General features: G+C 47.9%; 17 protein-coding genes. 6 read left to right on the top strand and 11 right to left on the bottom strand.

The window, feature by feature from the left end; genetic code table 11:
* Window positions 1-73: 73 nt before the first annotated feature.
* From metH to ACINK7_RS19575, 3 genes are all read left to right on the top strand, one after another.
* Entirely contained in the window at window positions 74-3,745 is a 3,672-nt protein-coding gene (metH, locus tag ACINK7_RS19585) for a methionine synthase (protein WP_404357913.1), read from the top strand.
* Window positions 3,746-3,758: 13 nt separating this feature from the next.
* Window positions 3,759-4,253, top strand: coding sequence for a TIGR00645 family protein (locus ACINK7_RS19580; protein ID WP_404361484.1), 495 nt, complete (start codon window positions 3,759-3,761; stop codon window positions 4,251-4,253).
* A gap of 169 nt (window positions 4,254-4,422) precedes the next feature.
* Window positions 4,423-4,683: a glutaredoxin family protein gene (locus ACINK7_RS19575; protein ID WP_404357911.1), complete on the top strand. Its 261-nt coding sequence runs from the start codon at window positions 4,423-4,425 to the stop codon at window positions 4,681-4,683.
* A 766-nt stretch (window positions 4,684-5,449) separates the two neighbouring features.
* Here ACINK7_RS19575 and ACINK7_RS19570 read toward each other — a convergent pair.
* The 3 genes from ACINK7_RS19570 to ACINK7_RS19560 all read right to left on the bottom strand — a co-directional run bounded on the left by ACINK7_RS19570 (window position 5,450) and on the right by ACINK7_RS19560 (window position 7,482).
* Window positions 5,450-5,857 (bottom strand): cupin domain-containing protein, encoded by a 408-nt coding sequence (locus tag ACINK7_RS19570; protein ID WP_404357909.1) that lies wholly within the window; start codon window positions 5,855-5,857, stop codon window positions 5,450-5,452.
* 90 nt (window positions 5,858-5,947) lie between these two features.
* Window positions 5,948-6,487, bottom strand: coding sequence for a DUF2058 domain-containing protein (locus ACINK7_RS19565; RefSeq protein ID WP_404357908.1), 540 nt, complete (start codon window positions 6,485-6,487; stop codon window positions 5,948-5,950).
* 23 nt (window positions 6,488-6,510) lie between these two features.
* Window positions 6,511-7,482, bottom strand: a complete 972-nt coding sequence (locus ACINK7_RS19560; protein ID WP_404357906.1) for a calcium/sodium antiporter — start codon at window positions 7,480-7,482, stop codon at window positions 6,511-6,513.
* A 415-nt stretch (window positions 7,483-7,897) separates the two neighbouring features.
* Between ACINK7_RS19560 and ald the strand changes: the two genes are divergently transcribed.
* A complete protein-coding gene (gene ald, locus ACINK7_RS19555) occupies window positions 7,898-9,004 on the top strand; it encodes an alanine dehydrogenase (protein ID WP_404357904.1) in 1,107 nt (368 codons plus the stop codon).
* A gap of 72 nt (window positions 9,005-9,076) precedes the next feature.
* Here ald and ACINK7_RS19550 read toward each other — a convergent pair whose 3' ends face one another.
* The 3 genes from ACINK7_RS19550 to ACINK7_RS19540 form a co-directional block, all read right to left on the bottom strand.
* Entirely contained in the window at window positions 9,077-9,337 is a 261-nt protein-coding gene (locus ACINK7_RS19550) for a hypothetical protein (protein ID WP_404357903.1), read from the bottom strand.
* Window positions 9,338-9,411: 74 nt separating this feature from the next.
* On the bottom strand, window positions 9,412-10,779 hold the full coding sequence (locus tag ACINK7_RS19545; protein WP_404357901.1) for a hypothetical protein: 1,368 nt from the start codon (window positions 10,777-10,779) through the stop codon (window positions 9,412-9,414).
* The gene (locus ACINK7_RS19540) at window positions 10,766-12,028 is read right to left on the bottom strand and encodes a hypothetical protein (protein ID WP_404357899.1); all 1,263 of its coding nucleotides are present in this window, start codon (window positions 12,026-12,028) and stop codon (window positions 10,766-10,768) included. The genes ACINK7_RS19545 and ACINK7_RS19540 overlap by 14 nt, the downstream gene beginning before the upstream one ends.
* 196 nt (window positions 12,029-12,224) lie before the next feature.
* Between ACINK7_RS19540 and ACINK7_RS19535 the strand changes: the two genes are divergently transcribed.
* Entirely contained in the window at window positions 12,225-13,136 is a 912-nt protein-coding gene (locus tag ACINK7_RS19535; RefSeq protein ID WP_404357897.1) for a malate dehydrogenase, read from the top strand.
* Window positions 13,137-13,277: 141 nt separating this feature from the next.
* Here the strand turns inward: ACINK7_RS19535 and ACINK7_RS19530 are convergent, their stop codons facing one another.
* From ACINK7_RS19530 to ACINK7_RS19510, 5 genes are all read right to left on the bottom strand, one after another.
* The gene (locus ACINK7_RS19530; protein ID WP_404357895.1) at window positions 13,278-14,759 is read right to left on the bottom strand and encodes a lipopolysaccharide biosynthesis protein; all 1,482 of its coding nucleotides are present in this window, start codon (window positions 14,757-14,759) and stop codon (window positions 13,278-13,280) included.
* 536 nt (window positions 14,760-15,295) lie between these two features.
* A complete protein-coding gene (locus ACINK7_RS19525; RefSeq protein ID WP_404357893.1) occupies window positions 15,296-15,562 on the bottom strand; it encodes a hypothetical protein in 267 nt (88 codons plus the stop codon).
* Between the two features lie 223 nt (window positions 15,563-15,785).
* Window positions 15,786-16,526: an ABC transporter ATP-binding protein gene (locus ACINK7_RS19520; protein WP_404357891.1), complete on the bottom strand. Its 741-nt coding sequence runs from the start codon at window positions 16,524-16,526 to the stop codon at window positions 15,786-15,788.
* Complete coding sequence (locus tag ACINK7_RS19515; RefSeq protein ID WP_014147044.1) at window positions 16,523-17,284, bottom strand: ABC transporter permease; 762 nt, start codon at window positions 17,282-17,284, stop codon at window positions 16,523-16,525. The genes ACINK7_RS19520 and ACINK7_RS19515 overlap by 4 nt, the downstream gene beginning before the upstream one ends.
* A 113-nt stretch (window positions 17,285-17,397) precedes the next feature.
* Window positions 17,398-18,372, bottom strand: coding sequence for an ABC transporter substrate-binding protein (locus ACINK7_RS19510; RefSeq protein ID WP_404357889.1), 975 nt, complete (start codon window positions 18,370-18,372; stop codon window positions 17,398-17,400).
* Window positions 18,373-18,798: 426 nt separating this feature from the next.
* On the opposite strand from ACINK7_RS19510, the gene moaA reads away from it, so the two are divergent.
* Window positions 18,799-19,806, top strand: coding sequence for a GTP 3',8-cyclase MoaA (gene moaA / locus ACINK7_RS19505; protein WP_404357887.1), 1,008 nt, complete (start codon window positions 18,799-18,801; stop codon window positions 19,804-19,806).
* Window positions 19,807-19,919 lie beyond the last annotated feature (113 nt).

The following is a 19,919-nucleotide window of genomic DNA, read 5'->3' as shown; positions in this document are numbered from 1 at the left end:
GCGGCGCGACAGCTTGTCAAGCCAAGCTTTATCCGGGTGCTACGCCCTTATTTAACTTCTAGCATGTAAGTACATGAGTAAATTAGAAAATTTTAAAAAAAGACTGTCCCAAAGTATCCTATTTTTAGATGGCGCGATGGGCACGATGATTCAAAGCTACAAATTGGAAGAAAAAGATTATCGGGGCAAGCGTTTTTCGGACTGGGCTGTCGATCTAAAAGGTAACAATGACCTGCTGTCTTTGACTCAGCCGGACATTATTAAAGCGATTCATTGCGCTTATCTTGAGGTCGGCTGCGATATTATCGAGACCAATACCTTTAACGCGACACAAATTGCGATGGCCGATTATAAAATGGAATCATTGGCCTATGAGATCAATTTGGAATCGGCGCGTCTAGCTAGACAAGCCGCTGATGAATATAGTCATAAAACACCTGAAAAGCCGCGCTTCGTTGCCGGCATATTGGGGCCGACCAACCGGACCGCATCGATGTCGCCCGATGTCAACGATCCCGGTTTTCGTAATATCGATTTTGATACTTTAGTCGATGCTTATACCGAAGCGACACGCGGCTTAATCGACGGCGGTGCCGATATTATTTTGATCGAAACGGTATTCGATACGCTCAATGCTAAGGCGGCAGTTTTCGCGGTAGATCAATATTTCGAAGCACTCGGCCATAAATTGCCGGTCATGATTTCCGGCACGATTACCGATGCTTCGGGAAGAACACTGTCGGGCCAAACCGTCGCGGCGTTTTGGAATTCACTCAGTCATATCGAGCCGATTTCGTTCGGCTTCAACTGTGCCTTAGGTGCTAAAGAGCTCAGGCAGCATATCGAGGAATTATCATCGATCGCCGATACGCATGTATCGGCTCATCCGAATGCGGGCTTGCCGAACGAGTTCGGCGAATACGACGAATCTCCGGAAGATATGGCCTTGGAATTGGCCGATTGGGCCGCGAACGGTTATTTGAATATCATCGGCGGCTGCTGCGGTACGTCGCCTGAGCATATCAAAGCGATTGTCGAGGCGGTCAAGCAATACCCGCCGAGAGTCGTTCCCGTTATTGAAAAGCAATGCCGCCTGGCCGGTCTGGAGCCGATGAATATCGGGCCGGATTCGTTATTCGTCAATGTCGGCGAAAGGACCAACGTGACCGGTTCGGCGAAATTCAAGCGTTTAGTTGTCGAAGGCGATTTTGAAACCGCATTGGAAATCGCCAAGGATCAGGTCGAAAACGGCGCGCAAATCATTGATATCAACATGGACGAAGGCATGCTGGAATCGAAAGAAGCGATGGTGCGCTTTCTCAGCTTGATCGCGGCCGAACCTGATATCGCCAAGGTGCCGATCATGCTCGACTCGTCGAAATGGGAGATTCTTGAAGCCGGATTGAAATGCATTCAAGGCAAGGGCATCGTCAATTCTATCTCGCTGAAAGAAGGTGAGGAAGCATTTATACAGCATGCCAAGTTGATTCGTCGCTATGGTGCGGCTGCAATCGTGATGGCTTTCGACGAACAAGGCCAAGCCGATACGCGTGATAGAAAAGTCGAAATCTGCAGTCGGGCTTATCGTATTCTGACCGAGCAGTTGAATTTTCCGGCCGAGGATATTATTTTCGATCCGAATATCTTTGCGATTGCAACCGGTATCGATGAGCACAATAACTACGGCATGGATTTCATCGAGGCGACTCGCGAGATCAAACAGACGCTACCGCATGCCCTTGTATCGGGCGGCGTGTCAAACGTGTCTTTTTCGTTCCGAGGAAACAATCCGGTCCGCGAGGCGATACATGCGGTATTTTTATATCATGCGATCAAGGCCGGCATGGACATGGGTATCGTCAATGCCGGGCAATTGGCGATCTATGAAGATATTCCGTTGGAATTGCGCGATGCGGTTGAGGATGTGGTGCTCAATCGCAACAATCACGCGACCGAACGCTTGCTTGAGTTAGCTGAAAAATATCGCGGCGACGGCAGTACGGCAGCCAAACCAGAAGAGCTGGAATGGCGAAGTTGGCCGGTTACTAAAAGGCTCGAACATGCCCTGGTTAAAGGGATTGCCGATTTCATCGACGAAGATACCGAGCAGGCACGACAGGAAGCCGAAAAGCCGCTGCATGTGATCGAAGGCGCGTTGATGGATGGCATGAATGTGGTCGGCGATTTGTTCGGAGCCGGCAAAATGTTTTTGCCGCAAGTGGTCAAGTCGGCGCGGGTCATGAAAAAAGCGGTCGCGTATTTGATGCCGTTCATGGAGGCTGAGCAAGACGGCGAAATGCAGACTAACGGCAAAATACTGATGGCCACCGTCAAAGGCGACGTGCATGATATCGGCAAGAACATTGTCGGCGTGGTGCTGCAATGCAATAATTTTCAGGTTATCGACTTGGGAGTGATGGTGCCGGCCGAGAAGATATTGCAAACCGCGCGGGACCAAAAGGTCGATATCATCGGTCTTAGCGGCTTGATTACGCCTTCTCTCGATGAAATGGTGCATATGGCCAAGGAAATGGAGCGTCAAGGCTTCGACATTCCGTTGATGATCGGCGGCGCAACGACCTCAAGAGCCCATACTGCGGTCAAGATCGAGCCTAACTATCATGGTCCGGTTGTTTATGTCGCCGATGCCTCCAGAAGCGTCGGTGTGGCTAGTCATTTGGTCAGCGACGACTCCAAGGAGGCATTTACCCAAAAAATCAAGGAAGAATACAAGGAGGTTCGGGAAAGGCATCAGGGGCGTAAAGCCAAAACCAAGCAACATAGCATTGAGAAGGCGAGACGCAATAAATTCAATTGGACCGATTTCGAGCCGGTCAAGCCCACCTTTTTAGGCAATAAAGTCATCGATCGCTTTCCTCTCGATACGTTGGTTTGGTATATCGATTGGACGCCGTTCTTTCATACCTGGGAATTGGCCGGTAAATATCCCGATATTTTCGAAGACCGAGTCATCGGCGAAGAAGCTAGAAAGCTGTTCGACGACGCACAAGTGATGTTGAAAAAAATCATCAACGAAGAATGGCTTCAGGCTTGTGCCGTTATCGGGTTCTACCCGGCCAACAGCGACGGCGACGACATTATTTTATATAAAGACGATTCGCGTCTTGAAAAGCGAGAAATTTTGCATCATTTGCGGCAGCAAAGTGTCAAGGCGCCGGGGCGACCGAATTATTGTTTGTCCGATTTCATCGCGCCTATCGACAGCGGCAAGACCGATTATCTGGGTGGCTTTGCGGTAACGACCGGCATCGGTATCGAAGCTAAGCTCGAAGAATTCGAAAAAGATCTTGATGATTACAGTTCGATCATGCTAAAGGCCTTGGCGGACCGATTGGCCGAAGCCTTCGCCGAGTATATGCATGAAGCGGTTAGAAAGGATTTTTGGGGTTATGCAAAAGACGAACAATACCGTAACGAGGAGTTGATCGCTGAATCTTATCAAGGCATAAGGCCGGCTCCGGGTTATCCGGCTTGTCCGGATCATACCGAAAAGAGCAAATTGTTCGAGTTGCTCAATGTCACTGCGACGACCGGAATCGAGTTGACCGAGAGTTATGCGATGTATCCGGCTTCGGCGGTCAGCGGCTGGTATTTTTCGCATCCGGAAGCGCAGTATTTCAATGTCGGCAAGATCGATCACGATCAACTCGAAGATTATGCGAGCCGAAAAGGCATCGCCAAGGAAGTTGCTGAGCGGTGGTTGTCCGCGCATTTGCATCACTGAGGATCTTTCTATGATTGAACGCGCAATCGAGCGCATCATGTATGCGAGTCGCTGGATTTTGGCGCCGGTGTATCTAGGCATGAGCGTAGCCTTGTTAGCAATATCGGTAAAATTTTTTCAGGAGATCATTCATTTTGTCCCTCATATTCTTGAGATGGATGAGGCGAATTTGACCTTGAAGTTATTGACCTTGATAGATCTGACGCTGGTCGGCAGTCTAGTCATCATCGTGATGTTCAGTGGTTACGAAAATTTCGTTTCGCAAATGGATATCGGTTTGTCGACCGAAAAGCTGGATTGGCTTGGAACGCATGATTACGGTTCTCTAAAAATCAAGCTGGCTTCGTCGATTGTCGCGATCTCGTCGATTCATTTATTGAAGGTCTTTATGAACATACAGGCGACCGACAATGACAAGATTTTATGGTATGTCGCTGTGCATTTAACGCTGGTAATTTCTGCGCTGTTGATGGGTTTTCTCGATAAAATCAGCAAGCATCATGACTAAGGAATATGTGCAAAATAACGTCTATAAGTAGTAGGTTTTGCGGTGGTTCAGTCACTCGCTTGACAGGACGCCGTGAATACGTCCATGTAGGCTTGACGGCGGCTCCCTGCCGCCGATGCCTGTCAATCGAGCCATGGACCCCCCCTTCAACAATTGTCGAAGTTATTTCATGCTCGTTCCTAAGTTGATGCTGTTCGGCACGCAAGGCTGCCATTTATGCGAGCAAGCGGAGGAAATTCTGAATAGTTATCTGGCTGATAATAATGATATCGAGATTGAGTCGATCGATATAGCCGAGCAAACGCAATGGCAGGAACGTTACGCAATACGCATTCCGGTGTTGTTGCACGAGGACTCCGGTATTGAGCTTTGTTGGCCGTTCGATCGACTCGATGTGGACCGGCTTGTCGCAATGATTAGCGGAAAGTAGATGATGGTAAGTAGTGAGTGGTAAGCAGTAAGCGGTGAGTTGTGTATTGCTTGATCCCATACGCGGATCGGGTTATTTAACCTGCCCCGAACGTTTTGATCTGCTTTGACCTCGGTTGAAAAGCTTCTACTTTGAAAAGCTTCTACTTCTGCTCCTGCTCACGCCCCTTACCTACATCCATGTAGGTAACGTTTAGGACGGGGTTACAACCCATACGCATTAAGCTAAGGATGTCGCTAAAATTAACTTATTGAATTGCCGAATTTTCATTTAGGGTTAAATTTATTCGCCTGGGCGATTAAAATCGCCCCTACATTGAATTTAGGTCGCTTCGAGGGCTTCGACATAAGCCGTGGGTGTCGAGCATCAGTGGCTTCCCCTCTCCTAGCGTTAGGTGAGGGCCGATGAAGGCGTCGCTCCCACAGAGCATCCGCCTCCTTGTGGGAGCGATCCCCAGATCGCGATTTCGAGGCCGAGAATATCAAGTTACACTAAATGGCATCGAGGTCACAAAGACTAAAAATATGCTGTTACCCAAGTTCCAGCTTGGGCAACCTGTTCAGGAAGCTGGAGCTTCCGGGGTGTCTTTCCCAAGCTGGAGCTTGGGAAAGAGCTTGATGCGCATGGGTGTTACAAACCCCGTCCAGCCAAGGAATATTTTCGTGAATAAAAAATGCTTTTTATAAGCTGATAGCTGTTTTCTTATGACCAAACCAGGGGCATCGATTTGCTCCCGGTATGGTCGATCGAACCGAGGTGGTTCTTGTTATTTTTTCTCGGGTTGTTTCGGTTGCGCGAGTTCGAAAATGATCAATTCGGCGGAGCCTTTACCGACATTTTCCACCGACATAACATCGCCGGATTCCCAGAAGACGTCACCAGCCGAATAAACTCCCGTTTTATCGCCTTCGATGACTTTTAATTTGCCTTTGATGACATAGCGAGGGCCAGGGCCGTCGTGGGTATGGTCCGGTGTTTTGAAGCCTGCCGGAATGGTAACTTTGATTGTCTTGGCATTGACAGTATTCGACGGTAATTCGATCTGTTGTTCTAATAATAGCTTTCTGTCGAATTTGCCTTGAGTTTGCGCGGTCGCCGTTGAAATTCCCAGCGTTAGCATGGCTAACGGTAACCCTAACATGCCTGCGTATTTTAAATAACAATTATTGTTCATCTTGCTTTCTCCCGGTTAAATTTATTGTGAGATTGTTTGAGCGTTAGCTGGTGATTTTGTTGCATCAAATATTTCTACTTCAAGGGAAAATCACCAAATCAAATCGTCCGGTATTTGATAATCGGCATAGGGGTCGTCAGCCTCGGGTTGTTTAGGGGGCTCGTTGATTAAAACGATCACGCCGGGTAAGCGTTGTTCGATTTTTTGGGCAATTTCGAGCGGTACGATTTGATATTGTTTTTCGCAAATCACGATTGCCGCGCGGCCATTAACGATTTGATTTCGTACGAACTCCGAAACATATACCGATTTAACTTTGCCGTTATCGTTAAAATTGTATTTTAGGCCGTCATTGCTTTGCGCAAACTTATGCTGTTCGACCAATTGTTTGATCTGCGCAGCTAGCTGTTTACGTTCCGTTTCCTCTTTTTTTAGTTGATTAAGCAGGCGGTCTTTCTCTTGTTGTTCCGTTTTAGCTTTTTGTATCTCAAGTCGAGTTTGCTCCGCAGCTGCATGGGCATTCTTTTTGGGTTGTTTACGTTTCTCGGCTCGGATTTGTTTAGCCTTGGTGTCGCTGGCAAGGCCCGACTTAAGCAGTTGTTCCTGTAGGCTTAATTTTTTTTGACTCATGGTTTTTCGTGACGGCAATAAGTTTAAATAGTAGTGACCGAAAAGATCAGATAACAGGTATAACCGATATAGGCCGATAATAATAATCCGCCTTCGATACGGTTGATTCGCCCTCCGCCATTGTAGGAATAACCCAGGACGAAAAGAGAAGCCGTTAACGCAGCCATGACCGGCCAATCTCTGATCAAAATATCTTCAGGGATCGTCATGGGGTGTATGGCTCCTGCGATCCCGACGACCGCAGTCGTATTAAACAGATTGGACCCGATAATATTCCCCAAGGCAATATCGTGCTCACCCTTCTTGGCGGCGATGACTGATGATGCCAGTTCCGGCAGGGATGTGCCGATTGCAACGATGGTTAGGCCAATAATCAAGTCGCTGACGCCTAGACTTTGCGCAATCGTGACTGCACCTGAGACCAGCATCTGGGAGCTGACGACCAATAATACCAAACCTACGGCAACCCAAAATAACGCACGTCCAAGTGTCATCGCGTGGGCTTGTAATTCGGATTCCATTTCCTTTTCGAAGCTATCGGAGTCTTTATGCATGCCTTGGATGATTGTCCAGGTCATAATCATGCCAAACACCGCTAATAAAAGCCAGGCATCCAATTGAGTAAATTCGTTGTCATAAATTTGCCAAGCGGCGAATAGCGTAACTGCGCTAAGGATTGGAAGTTCTTTTCGAAGCACTTGTGAGTGAACGGCAATCGGGCTGATGATCGCGGTGATGCCGAGAATTAATGCGATATTGGTGATGTTTGAACCGTAGCCGTTGCCTAATGCAATATTCGGATTGCCATGCGATGCCGATATGGCGGACACCGCCATTTCCGGGGCGGAGGTGCCGAAGCCGACGATGACCATGCCGATCAGTAGCGGCGACATGCCGGCAAAATGCGCAACAGCGGCCGCGCCCTCGACAAAGCGATCGGCACTCCAGACTAATAATGCTAAGCCGACAATGATTATAACAACGGATAACGCCATGGAGACTCCAAAAAAGAAATACAGAGTTTTATGATTCTGTATATGGAAGGGCAAAGGAAATCGATTACAATCAAGCTTTGAAAGAGCTATTGTTGTACCGGTTTTATATACCCATCGTAGATCAAAATTCGGCACCGGGGGCCCGTCAAAGGACGCCGTGAACCCAGCACCTAAATTCCATAATCCATTAGCTATGGTTAACTATCTTGGATAATTTAGGTGCTGGGTGAATACGTCCATGTAGGCAAAGCCTTTGCGAGCGCCATGGATGGCGTGAATGTCGATTTTGCAGGTGCAAAAATCGACCTAGCACCCCGGTGCCTCCTTAGGCACTGCCGAAATTTGAAGTGCGAAAGGTATAACCGAATTATATTCCAATTCGGATGATAGCTTGCCACTAAATCAAGGGGACGCAATGAGAATAGGTATTCCGAAAGAAATTAAGGATCAAGAAGGAAGGGTGGGTCTGACTCCGGCTGCCGCCGGAAAATTGGTCGAACGAGGCCACGAAGTATTAGTTGAAACCGGTGCCGGTTTAGATTCGGGGTTTGCTGATGATCAGTACAAACAGCTTGGTGTTAATGTGGTTTCAGCATCGGAGGCTTGGAAGACGGACCTAGTGGTTAAGGTCAAGGAGCCGTTGCCTGCCGAGTATCAGTATTTGAAGCAACAAAAGATCTTTACTTTTTTGCATTTGGCCGGTGTAGACCCGGCTTTGACCGACGCCTTGCTCACTAATGGCACCACCGCGATTGCCTACGAACTGGTTGAAGATGAGCAAGGCCGGTTGCCGATTCTAGTGCCGATGAGTGCGATAGCAGGTAATGTCGCGGTCTTGATGGGCGCGTATTATCTGGCTGAGTTCAATGGCGGCAAAGGCGTTCAATTAGGTCGCATTGGCAAGAACAGGCATGGTCATGTGTTGGTCGTCGGCGACGGGGTGGTTGGCATGCATGCCGCGCGCGTGGCATCGGCAATGGGAGCCGAGGTTTATGTCGCCGGTATTGACAAATCGCACATGGATTGGTTGAGAGGAAACGAGTTGCCGGAAGTCAATTTCGTATTATCGACGCCGGAAAATATAAGCTGCATTGTTACCGAGGCAGACCTTATTATTGGAGCCGTGTTGTGCCGGGGAGACAAAGCGCCTAAAGTCGTCACCGAACAAATGATCGCGACGATGATGCCCGGCTCGGTCGTTGTCGACGTCAGTATAGATCAAGGCGGTTGCATCGAAACTTCGCGGCCGACATCGCATACCGAGCCCGTTTACACGACGCATGGCGTGATTCACTATTGCGTTAGCAACATGCCCGGCGCCTACCCTCGAACGTCGACACTGGCGCTCAACGAAGCGACTTTACCTTTTGTTCTAAAGCTGGCCGAAGCTGGTAAAGAAGGGCTTGAGCATCTTGGCATTGGATTAAAGAAAGCGGTGATAACTTATCACGGACACTTGACCAATCATGCTGCGGCGGCTGCGCTTGACAGATTAGAGTATTACCGGGCTTTGGTTGATTAGTGAGGGTAAAATAGTTCGGGATTCGATAATTGGTTTTTTTGATAGTCCTTTAACGAGAAGTTTTTCCAGAGCTTAACGTTGTTGCCGCCAACGGTAATAAATTTTTCCGTCATCGCATTGCCAACTCAAGCGTTGACTCCCGCTGTCGTTGATAAACGGCTGGCAATCGTGGTCGACTTTAAATTGCTCCCATTCGCCGTCGTCGATATTGGCACTCAGGTAAGCACCGATTAATTTGATAATGGCTATGCTGAATAACAGACCGACGAAGGTAGCAACCAAGTTGTGCTTCAGCGACAGTATGATCTTTGCGGTCTTTTCGGATAGTGTCATGGCGGCCTTCCTCTTCGGTTATCAAATATGATTGTTATTCGCTCATCTGTTCCTGTTTGAATTTTGATGTTGCTTTATTCGGGCTCCGAATTCAACGGTAGTTCGCGAGGCGTTTGGTCGGTGGGCTGCTTGGCTTTTTTTGCGGCCTGTATCATTTCGTTGCGCCGCTTCTCGAGTACCAATAGCTCGATATCCCTGCGTAAATATTCGGAAGTCTCCTGAGTGGCTTCATAACGTTTTTTCTGCTCCTCGATCTGCATCGCCAGTTCCATTTCCTTTAGGCGGCTTTCGTGTTGCAGCCTTTCCGCATGCAGTTTTTCCTGCAATTTTTGAGCTTCTGATTGTTTCTGAGCGGCCAGAGCCCGTTCCGCTTCGGATTCGATTTGCTTTAAGCGCTGCTCCTGTTTGAGCTTTTCTTGTTGCATACGCTCTTTCGCGGCGTTCCATTGAGCCTGTTGTTCTTCGAACTGTTTGAGTTCGGCCGCGAGTTCCTTTTCTTTAAGTAACTGTTGATGCCTCAACTTTTCTTCTTGGAGTCTTTGCTCGGTTTCAAGTTGTTTGGCCAGTTGCTGGCGTTGCAATTCTCGTTGCGTTTCCTGTTCGAGCTCTTGCAGACGAGCTTGATGCCGAACCCGTTCCATGTACAGACGCTCTTCCAGGCTGAATTGCTCGGTTATTTGTCGCTCTTGCTCCTTTAGCAAGCGTAAATTGGACTCGGACTCAAGTGCTTGTTCCTTGATTTTCAGTTCTGTTTCCCTGTTTCGTTTTTCGATAAGCAGGCGTTCTTGTTCTTCTTGTTGGCGCAGACTTTCCCGGTTTTGACGCTCCTTGAATTCGAAGTTCTTCTTTTGAATTTTTAGATAAATATCTTCTCGAGCAAAGCTATTACTCAAGTTTTGCGATTGAGTGACATCGGCAAAAGATGGTTGCATCGAGCATAATGCACGGCACTGAATATGTTGAGTAATCAGTGTTTCGTTGATTTGTGTTTGAATGCGTTTTTCGATCGGCGCTAAACCGGATTCTATCCATTCGCCATCATCGAGTTTTTTAATTTCCTGGTCGATGACATCGCGAACCAGGCTTTCATAAGCTTTTTTGATATATGAGTTGATCTCGGGCAAGGTCTCAATATGTGTCATTGCATAGTGAATCGAGGCCTGAAAATGAATCGTCAGATTGATCTCGAGTGAGCAAAAACCGCCGTATAGTTCGGCGCGACAGGTCAGTGACCAGTCTTCGATCGGGAGTTGAAAAATACGGTGATAAAAACGCGGGGTAAATTTTTGGGGACGGGGAAAAGCCTTCCGGTAAGGGCCTAGTTTTGCAACGACTAAGCGTCGACTGCCGTCGAAGCCCGGGTCCCAAGTTTCATCTTGGTTGTTAGCTTCGCTGGCGATATCGGCTAGCCAAAGGTCTAGAGGCGATTTAGTGCTGTTCATGGGCGACGGGTTCGGTATTCATCGTTGCAGGTTCTGCGCGTCCGGATTGCTCCTTGAGTTGTTGCAATTTATCGCCTAGCTTTTCGGCAATCAACGGATAGAGTGTCGGCGCGAATTCCACGGTACGGTCGTCGACTTTACGCAAAAAGCCCCGGCTGAGCAACAGGCCGACCGCAAACATTCGCGGCCAGTCAATATAGCGTTTGGCTTTTTCGATTTCAGTTTTTTCGATAATCATTTCTAAGGCATCGTTTTCGTTGATGCGGAATTGCGTGAATTGCCTTAGGCATTCGAAAACCAGCTCTTCCTCTTGTTCGGTCAATGGTCCGGGGGCCGTGAATTCTAGGCGGTAGGAGAGCAGTACGGTAAAAAAATCGACCATGCCGGCACAAACTAAAGCAAAGGTTGAAAAGCCTGTCCACATTGCAAAAGACGGCTTGATGCCTTGAATATATTGCGAGTAAGGCATTAATACCGGTGCCGCAGGTAAATGGGTATTGAATTTGGCGACTTGCCGATTGAATTGCAATTGAACGGTCTGCAAGCCGCTCGATATCTGTTGATATATTTCTCGAATAGCCTCGGAATCCTGGTCAAGTTGATTTAAATTGGCTTGAAGTGCGCCGATTTGGGCATCGAGTAGTGCAAGCTGTTCTTCGAGCCCCGCCAATTCGGATTTTTTGTTTTGAAAAAGCTCGTTATAGTGCCGCCAGATTCGGCCTTCACCGACTTGGTTTCTTAATGATGGAGGGATTTCAGGATGCGTGCCGAAATAAGCTTGAGTGACTTGTTGGTTCAACTGCTCTACTTCAAGCCGCTCTTTCGCCAATAATTCTCCTTTAATGGCGATAATGTCGCTTAAATAATCCTCGACTTTATTACGGACTTCGTTGAGACGTTGGATATGAATCGTATCTTGTTCGGAGATTTCATAAAACTTGAAATAAGAAAACGACACCGATGCGCCCAATGCAATCAACAGCGAGGCAAACACGCTAAAATAACGCAATCGATTGGCGCGCCAATGAATTCCGGCGATCTCAAATGAGCAAATTACGATGATCGATTGAATCGCGACCGTGATGATCAGCGCGATCCAGGGTGTGATGAAATGCGACATGCCGTAATATGTCGTAAATCCGGAAGCCAAACTGAGCGCGAGAACGATGGGAATGGTCCATATTCGCATCAGACTCACGAACAGGGTTTGTATGATGTTGATGAGACGTCCTAGGCCGCCGCTTTTCATTTTTATTATTATTCGGTTGTCCATCGTCTGACTTTATGTTGTTATTTCGGGTAAGCGTTATTGCGGAAATTAGTAGGATTAAAAAATTCTGCTAATAGTATCACATTGAATTTAAATAGTTTCTATTGAAAATAAATCAATCGGTTGTCTTTATCCCGGCTGTTGCGAGAGCGTTTTAACATAGCGAGTATCAATCATGAAAATAGCCATAATCGGAGCCGGCCATGTCGGTTCTTCTTTAGCCTATGCATTGGTGTTGAAGGGCTTGGGTAATCATTTGTTGTTGGTCAATCGGGATGCGACCAAAGCGTTGGGCAATGCCTTGGATTTACAGCATACCTTGGCTTTTTGCGAACGGCCGATGCAAATCGAAGGCGGCCCGCTTGAAGAGGCGGTGGGCTGCGATATCGTCGCGATCACCGCTTCGGCACCGATGGCAAAAGGCATGACTTCTCGTATGGAATTAGGTAAAGCCAATATCGATTTGTTCAAGTCGTTGATTCCAATGCTGGCCGAAAATAATCCTGAAGCTGTTTTTATTATCATCACGAACCCGGTCGATGTGATGACTTGTTGGGCTACGCGGATTTCGGAGTTGCCCCCTTCAAAAATCGTCGGTATCGGTACGCTGGTCGATTCGGCACGTTTCAGAACCCTATTATCCAAGGCCGAACAGATTCATCCCGATGATTTAAGAGCCTATATTCTCGGCGAGCACGGACCGAATCAGTTTCCGGTATTCAGCCACGCTTCAGCCGGCGGCGAACCGATAACCGATAGTCCGAGGCATAGAGAGATTTTTGAAGAGGTCAACAAGGCCGGTTTCGAGGTCTATCGATTGAAAGGCTATACCAATTTCGCTATTGCTTCAGCCGCTTGCGAAGTCATCAGAACCATCGTTCACGACGAACACCGAACGATGCCGCTTAGTACTTGCTTCGATGATTGGCAGGGCATCAAAGACAATTGCTTCAGCATTCCGGTGGTATTGGGCCGGTCCGGCATCATTCGTTATTTACAGCCCGACTTGAACGAAATAGAACACGATGCGTTGAAGAATACGGCCAGAACGGTCCGAGCCAATATCGATAGTTTATTGTTTGGGTAGGTGAAAGGTGAAAGGTGAAAGATGAAAGGTTAAAGGTCCGCTGTTTCCCAAGCTCCAGCTTGGGAAAGCTATACGCGAAGCTCTAGCTTCGCGATGTTAAAGCAGTAGGATACGCTGTGCATACCACGGTAAAGGTTCCAATCAAATATCGTGTTTGTGGCGCAGCAGCGGTCGAAAATCGAACCACGCTGTGGTAACTAGGTAAGCCGTAAGGCTTGCCGAAGCACTGAGCCAGGTGTTGATAAGATAGACTTCTGTCGCAAAATGATGCGCAGCATATAATGTTAAGCCGAAGGCGATATAGCCGGTGATCTTGCCTAGCTTATAGGGGACCGGATAGTAGCGACGCCCCAGTAGCCAGGATATGACGACCATGAATAAATAGCACGCCAGCGTCGCCCAGGCAGAACCGTGATAGCCCCAAATCGGGATCCACCAAATATTCAGCCAAGCGGTCAAACCGGCGCCCGCCAAAGATACCAAAGCGCCCATGCCGGTGCGGTCGGTCAATTTGTACCAGATCGACAGATTGACATAGATGCCGAGCAGTAGATTCGCGATCAATAAGACCGGTACAATGTCGAGCCCTTCGCGGAAGTCCGAGCCGATAAAGTATTGAAAAAAATCGATGAATAGCGTCACGACTAGAAAAATAAACACGCCGAAGATCACAAAATAATTCATGACTAAGGCATAAGACTTTTGTGCATCCTCACGGCCGGCTATGCTGAAGAAAAACGGTTCGCCGGCATAACGAAATGCTTGCACGAACAGGCTCATCAGAATCGATAATTTATAACAGGCGCCATAAATACCTAGCATTTGCAAATTAGTATCCAAATCATAAGGCAGCATATATTTCAATATTGCCCGGTCGAGCATTTCGTTGACCATGCCGGCGAAACCGATAATGACCATCGGCAATGAATAGACCAACATCGGTTTGAGTATTGTCGGGCTTAGCTGTAGCCGTATGCCGCGCAGTTGCGGAATCAATAACAGAAATTTAAAGCAACTGGCCAGCAGGTTGGCTAGGAAAATATATCCGACACCGATCGCCGGATCGTAAATAAAGCGAATCGCCGAACCCGGCCAAGCCGCAGCAATTTTCGGGCAAGCAACCAGAAAAAACAGATTGAGACCGATGGTCAAGAAAATCTCGGTCAATTTGATGCCGGCAAAACGCCATGCCCGGTTTTCCGCGCGTAACCGAGCGAACGGCAGCGCCGTTATCGCGTCCAGAACTAGAATCGATGCAAACCAAAGAATATATTCAGAATGTTCGCCGTAATGCAGATGCGCCGCCAAAGTTTCGTTGAAAAATACGATGAACCCGAGAAAAGTCAGATTGACTAAAACTAGAAAGCTTTGCGCGCCGGCATAGACTGTTTCGTTCGAAAAATTCTGTTTATTGCGAAATCGGAAATAGCCGGTTTCAAGGCCGCCGATCAACAGTACCGCGAAAAAACCGGCATAGGCATAAAATTCCGAGACCACGCCGTATTCGCCGGTGCTGAACGTATAGGTGTAGAGCGGGACCAAAAGATAATTAAGAAAACGGCCGATGATGCTGCTTAAGCCGTAAATCGCGGTCTGTGAAACGAGTTGACGTAAAGGGTTCAAGACAAAGAGTCCGGTTAACAGAATAGCTATAGCTATCGTAGATCAAAATTCGGTGCTGGGGTGTCCGTTAAGCCTATAAAAAGCATTTTGTTCATGAAACACACGAAAATCACGAACATATTCAAATAGTTAAACTTTTCAAGCTGCCCGCCCGGCGGGTGATTCAAGAGATTTATGTAACCGTATGATTACTTGCGTGTATTTCGTGATTTTCTTGGGCTGACTGCTGAATTTAGGTTAAAGGACGCGGTGAAAACGCCCATGTAGGCCCCTTACCTAGCGTTAGGTGAGGGGCCGAATTCCCCGGCGCCTAGGCTGTTGAAAAAAGCTATTTTAGCTAATTTCTGTGATCCCGCTTTTTAATCTCAAAATAACTTGGAAATTGTTGGTGATCATAAGCTATAAAGCGCTAGGTGTAGGGTGCCAGATCGTTTTTCAACCGCCGAGAACACAACGCATGAGTATTTGCACCGCTGTTAACTCTGTGGTTTTATCAAGCGTTAAATGAAAAATTCAAAGCATTGAGTGATAAAAGACTAAGGATAGATAACCTTGGGCTGGAAATATGCGGCCGGATATTTGGGATCGAATTCCGTTATCGAGGCCGGTTCGCTGCTCGATTTTTTATCGGCTTTTTGGGGTGCCGGTGAAGTATCCAATTGATCGGCTAAATCTTTATCGATAAAAACAACTTTCGGTTGAAAATTACTGGCCGGATATTGATCGTCGCTGGCGGCTGAAGCAGTCATTGACGCGAAAGTGAATCCGAATGCGGCCAAGCCTAATAGGATTGTTTTGATCATTATTGTATGGTCCTCCAGGTGGTGGAATATCAGTCCGCCATTATCTTGGATAGCGGGGCATAAAGGGCTACAAGTATCGGGTATTTTTCCCGGTCCTGCAACCGTGCAGCAATTCCCAGTTTGAGCATTTTCACTGGATTAGGGTGTGGGGTATCCCTGTTTGATCCCCAAATTGGGAATTGCTGGCAACCGTGACGGACGTTTAAAACGACTGCCGGTAAGCTCATAACAGCGCTCTGATTTCAGGATGATCCTGAAGCAATTTTTGTCTGAACGCCTCGATAGCCGTCTCGTCGTCACGTATGTCTCTCGGAATGTCCACGCGGATTTCGCTGAGCGACTGCATCGGCGGCGGCGATAGAAATATCAGTCGGTCGGCTAACGCGATCGCTTCGCGCAAATCGTGCGTGACGAACAAGACCGTATGCGGGCGCTGTTGCCAGAGTCCTATCAACAATTCCCTGACCTGACGCGCGGTTGGTGCATCAAGCGACACGAAAGGCTCGTCCATCAATAGCACGTCGGGGTCGACCGCAAAGGCCCTGATGATCGAAACGCGCCGGCTCATGCCCAAAGACAGGCGCTCAGGGTAGACATGCTGGGCCTGCGTCAATTGCATCGTTTCGAGTAATGCGTCGACCGTTTTCGGATCGTAATCGCTAGGCAAGGTCAGCGTGATATTTTCTCTTACCGTTCGCCAGGGCAGCAGACGAGGATTTTGGAATACGTAACCGATCTTCGGCGCTTTATGCTGTTGCTCCACAGTAATTTCGCCGCTGTAATCCTGATCGAGTCCGGCGATGATGTTTAGCAGCGTAGTTTTGCCGCAGCCGGACGGCCCGACCAGGCAAATGAATTCGTTACTCGGCAAGGAGAGTTTTAAATCTGCAATCGCTCGGTGTAGGCCGGCTTGTCCGGCTGCGGGATAACTTTTGTTGATGATGTCGACAGTAATTGCGGTCATCGGCGCCACCTTCCGGCTTTTCGGTCGAGCGGTTTCAGAATGAGCAGCTCGATCACTTGAATCACTGCAACGAACGCGATTGTATAGGCCAGAATCCCTGCGACGTCGAATAATTGAAAAAACAGGTGAAGTTGGTAACCCATGCCGTTACTGCGGCCGAGCAGTTCGACGACGAGGATGATTTTCCAGATTAGGGCCAAGCCGGAACGTGTCGCGCCCATTACAAACGGATGCAGCTGCGGCCAGATGACATGACGCAACGTCTTGAGCTTGCTGAAACGATAGCAGCGGGCCATTTCCAGTAAATCCTTGTCAAGCGCTCGAGTGCCCTCGCGAATCGTGACGACGACATTCGGTAATTTGTTGATCACGACCGCAAGAATCGCGGCCGACTCGACCAGTCCGAACCAAACGTAGCAGAGAATGATCGTCACCAATGCCGGAATATTCAAAAAAATTACCAGCCAGTTGTCGAAGAAAACATCCAGTTTTTGGTTTCTGCCCAGTAAGATGCCTATTGCGCAACCGAGCAACATCGCGACAACAAAACTCGATATCAGTCTGAGCAGTGTCACGCCCAGATGATAAGGCAGTTGGCCGGATAAGGTTTCTTGCCAGAATACCTCGGCCACCGTTGCTGGCGTCGGTAGGCTATTGTCGCTGAGATAAAGAGCAAGGCCCTGCCATAGTCCTATAAAGAGCAGAATCGACAACAGATTAAGTGTTCTGTAATGGCTTAAGAATTTAGTTAAGGTCATGTTTGGATTGAGTACAGCAACATTTCGTTGGATCCGCTGTTATTGACGAAAGAGCTTCCTTTTGTCATTTCGAGTTTTTGTAGGTATTCCTTAAATTTAATGACATCCAAACATTACTCTTGGTCTGTGACCCAAAAAGTGCCCGGCTGAAGATTGTCGTCTTTTCCGGTCAGTTTGTTGTGGCTCACCGTTTTCAAAATACGGTAGATGCGGTTAGCCGCATTTTTTTCATGGCTCCCCCATCGTTTTACGGTGCCTTCGCAGTAACGCTTACGTAGTACGCTTTGAGTGTGCGTATCATCGGTTTGCGTTAACGGTAAGATTTTTTGCCAGGCTTCATCCGATTCGCATAGCAATGCGCGGGCTTGTCGGGTGGCTTGCAAAAAACCGGTCAGTGCTTGTTTATGTCGCTCGGCCCAGCTTTGTTTGAAGACATAGCCAAGAGTCGGAACCTCCTCTTCTATACCTAGTGTTTTGATCAACGCTTGACCATCGATAATTTGGCGATATCCTTGGGCTTCAAGTTTTGCGGCAAAATGCCAATATGTCATGACGGCATCAAGGCGGTTGCTGAGCATTTGCTGATTGAGTAAAGGTGGAGCGCCGTAGACCTTTTCGATAGATGAAGCGATTTCGCTATTGCCTTGTTGTTGGAAAACTGCTTGCATCAGCAACCCGTTTTTGTCGAGTTCTCCGCCGGCGATACCTAAGCGCTTATCTTTAAGGTCGTTTAGCGTTTTGATGGGGCTGTTTTCGGTAACGACGAGCCCGCCCGAGACATTTGAGTAAGGATAAAATGAATAATCGGCGCCCATCGAGCGCAATTTCGATACCCATATCCAGTCGGAGACGATGATATCGACAGCGCCTGATTGTAGCGCGATTTTGCCGGCTTCAGGGTTGGCCAGTGGATGAATGGCCAATTTAAATTTGCCGGATTCGTCGAGTTTAGCGCTTTGTAAGGTTTGTACTTCCCAGGCTGCCGTGCCGAACTCCAAAATGCCCAGGCGGATGGTAACGGGTTCTGTGGCGAAGCTGTTAAGCGAAAACAACAAGCCAAGCCATAAAAAGTGTAATTGTTTTTTCATTGGAGTCATCCTTATCTATTCGATAGTCAATAACCGAAACATTTTAACTCGTTTTGGTTCTGAAATGGGGCGGCTATGCTTCGCGCGGTTATGTTTGCGCTCTGCATGGCTCTGTTGTTCGACGCTTATAGGGAAGTAAGGAATATGCACAAAATAACTTCTACAAGTAGTAGGCTTTGCGGAGGTTCGGTGACTCGCTTGACAGGACGCCGTGAATACGTCCATGTAGGCTTGACGACGGCTATCCCTGCCGCCGACACCTGTCAATCGAGCCACCGAACCCCCTTCCAACAGTTGTCTAGGTTATTTCATGCTCGTTCCTAAGCGGTAGACTGCGTCTGGAACCGGCAGTCGAGAGCAATGCACTAAAACAGACTGTGAGCCGTATTGTGATAATATTGCCACATTAGTCAATCGATATTACTTATGAGTTCATTATCCAACACGACGCAATTGATCGACCGCTTCGGTAGAATTGTTGATTATGTAAGAATTTCAATTACCGACCGCTGCGATTTTCGGTGCCAATATTGTATGGCCGAAGACATGGTGTTTTTGCCGCGTGCACAAATTTTAACGCTCGAAGAAATCCATACGATAGCTCGGGCGTTTACTGAATTGGGCGTCAAAAAAATCCGTGTGACCGGGGGTGAGCCATTGGTGCGCAAAGGCGCATTGCAATTGCTCGAAAATCTGGGTCGTTTGTCGGGGCTGAATGAGCTGGTTCTAACCACCAACGGTTCTCAATTGGCGCCGATGGCGCAGGCGATTAAATCGGCCGGCGTAAAGAGGCTCAATATCAGCTTGGATACGCTCGATGCAAAAAAATTTAAGGATATTACCCGAACCGGCGACTTACATCAGGTGTTGCGAGGTATCGAGGCGGCGAGAATAGCGCGGTTTAAACGTATCAAAATCAATGCCGTGATTTTGAAAAATCGTAATCATGAAGAAACGACCGATTTGGTTCAGTTTGCGATCGACCGTGATTTGGATATCAGTTTCATCGAAGAAATGCCGCTCGGTGTCGTCGGTAGCCACGATCGCGCCGAAGCTTATTATTCTAGCGATGACATTAAGGCCGATTTGGAACGGCATTTTAATTTGATTGCGAGTACCGAAAAAACCGGCGGACCTTCGAAGTATTTCCAGGTTGCAGGAACTTCGACCAAGGTCGGGTTTATCTCGCCGCATAGCCACAATTTTTGTAGCACCTGCAACCGTGTCCGATTGACCGTTGAAGGCCGATTGCTGTTGTGCCTCGGCAACGAGCACTCGGTCGATCTAAAAAAAGTCATTCGAGCGAATCCGGGGAATCTCGATGCGCTTAAAAATACGATCGTCGAGGCGATGAAAATCAAACCCGAAAAGCATGAATTCAATCTAAACGAGCAACCGGTTATTTTTAGGCATATGAATGTAACGGGGGGGTGAAAGATGAAAGGTGAAAGGTGGGGGCTTATGTTCTCGCTCAATGTATCTTTAGCGACCAACAATGAGCGTCGTATCGTTTAGTTAGATTTTGGAGTAAAACGAAGGTAATCCAT

This window comes from Methylotuvimicrobium sp. KM1 (assembly GCF_044788715.1).
Taxonomy (GTDB): Bacteria; Pseudomonadota; Gammaproteobacteria; order Methylococcales; family Methylomonadaceae; genus Methylotuvimicrobium.
The sequence above is the reverse complement of the archived record's forward strand: the minus strand, read 5'-3'. Positions and strand labels throughout refer to the sequence as shown.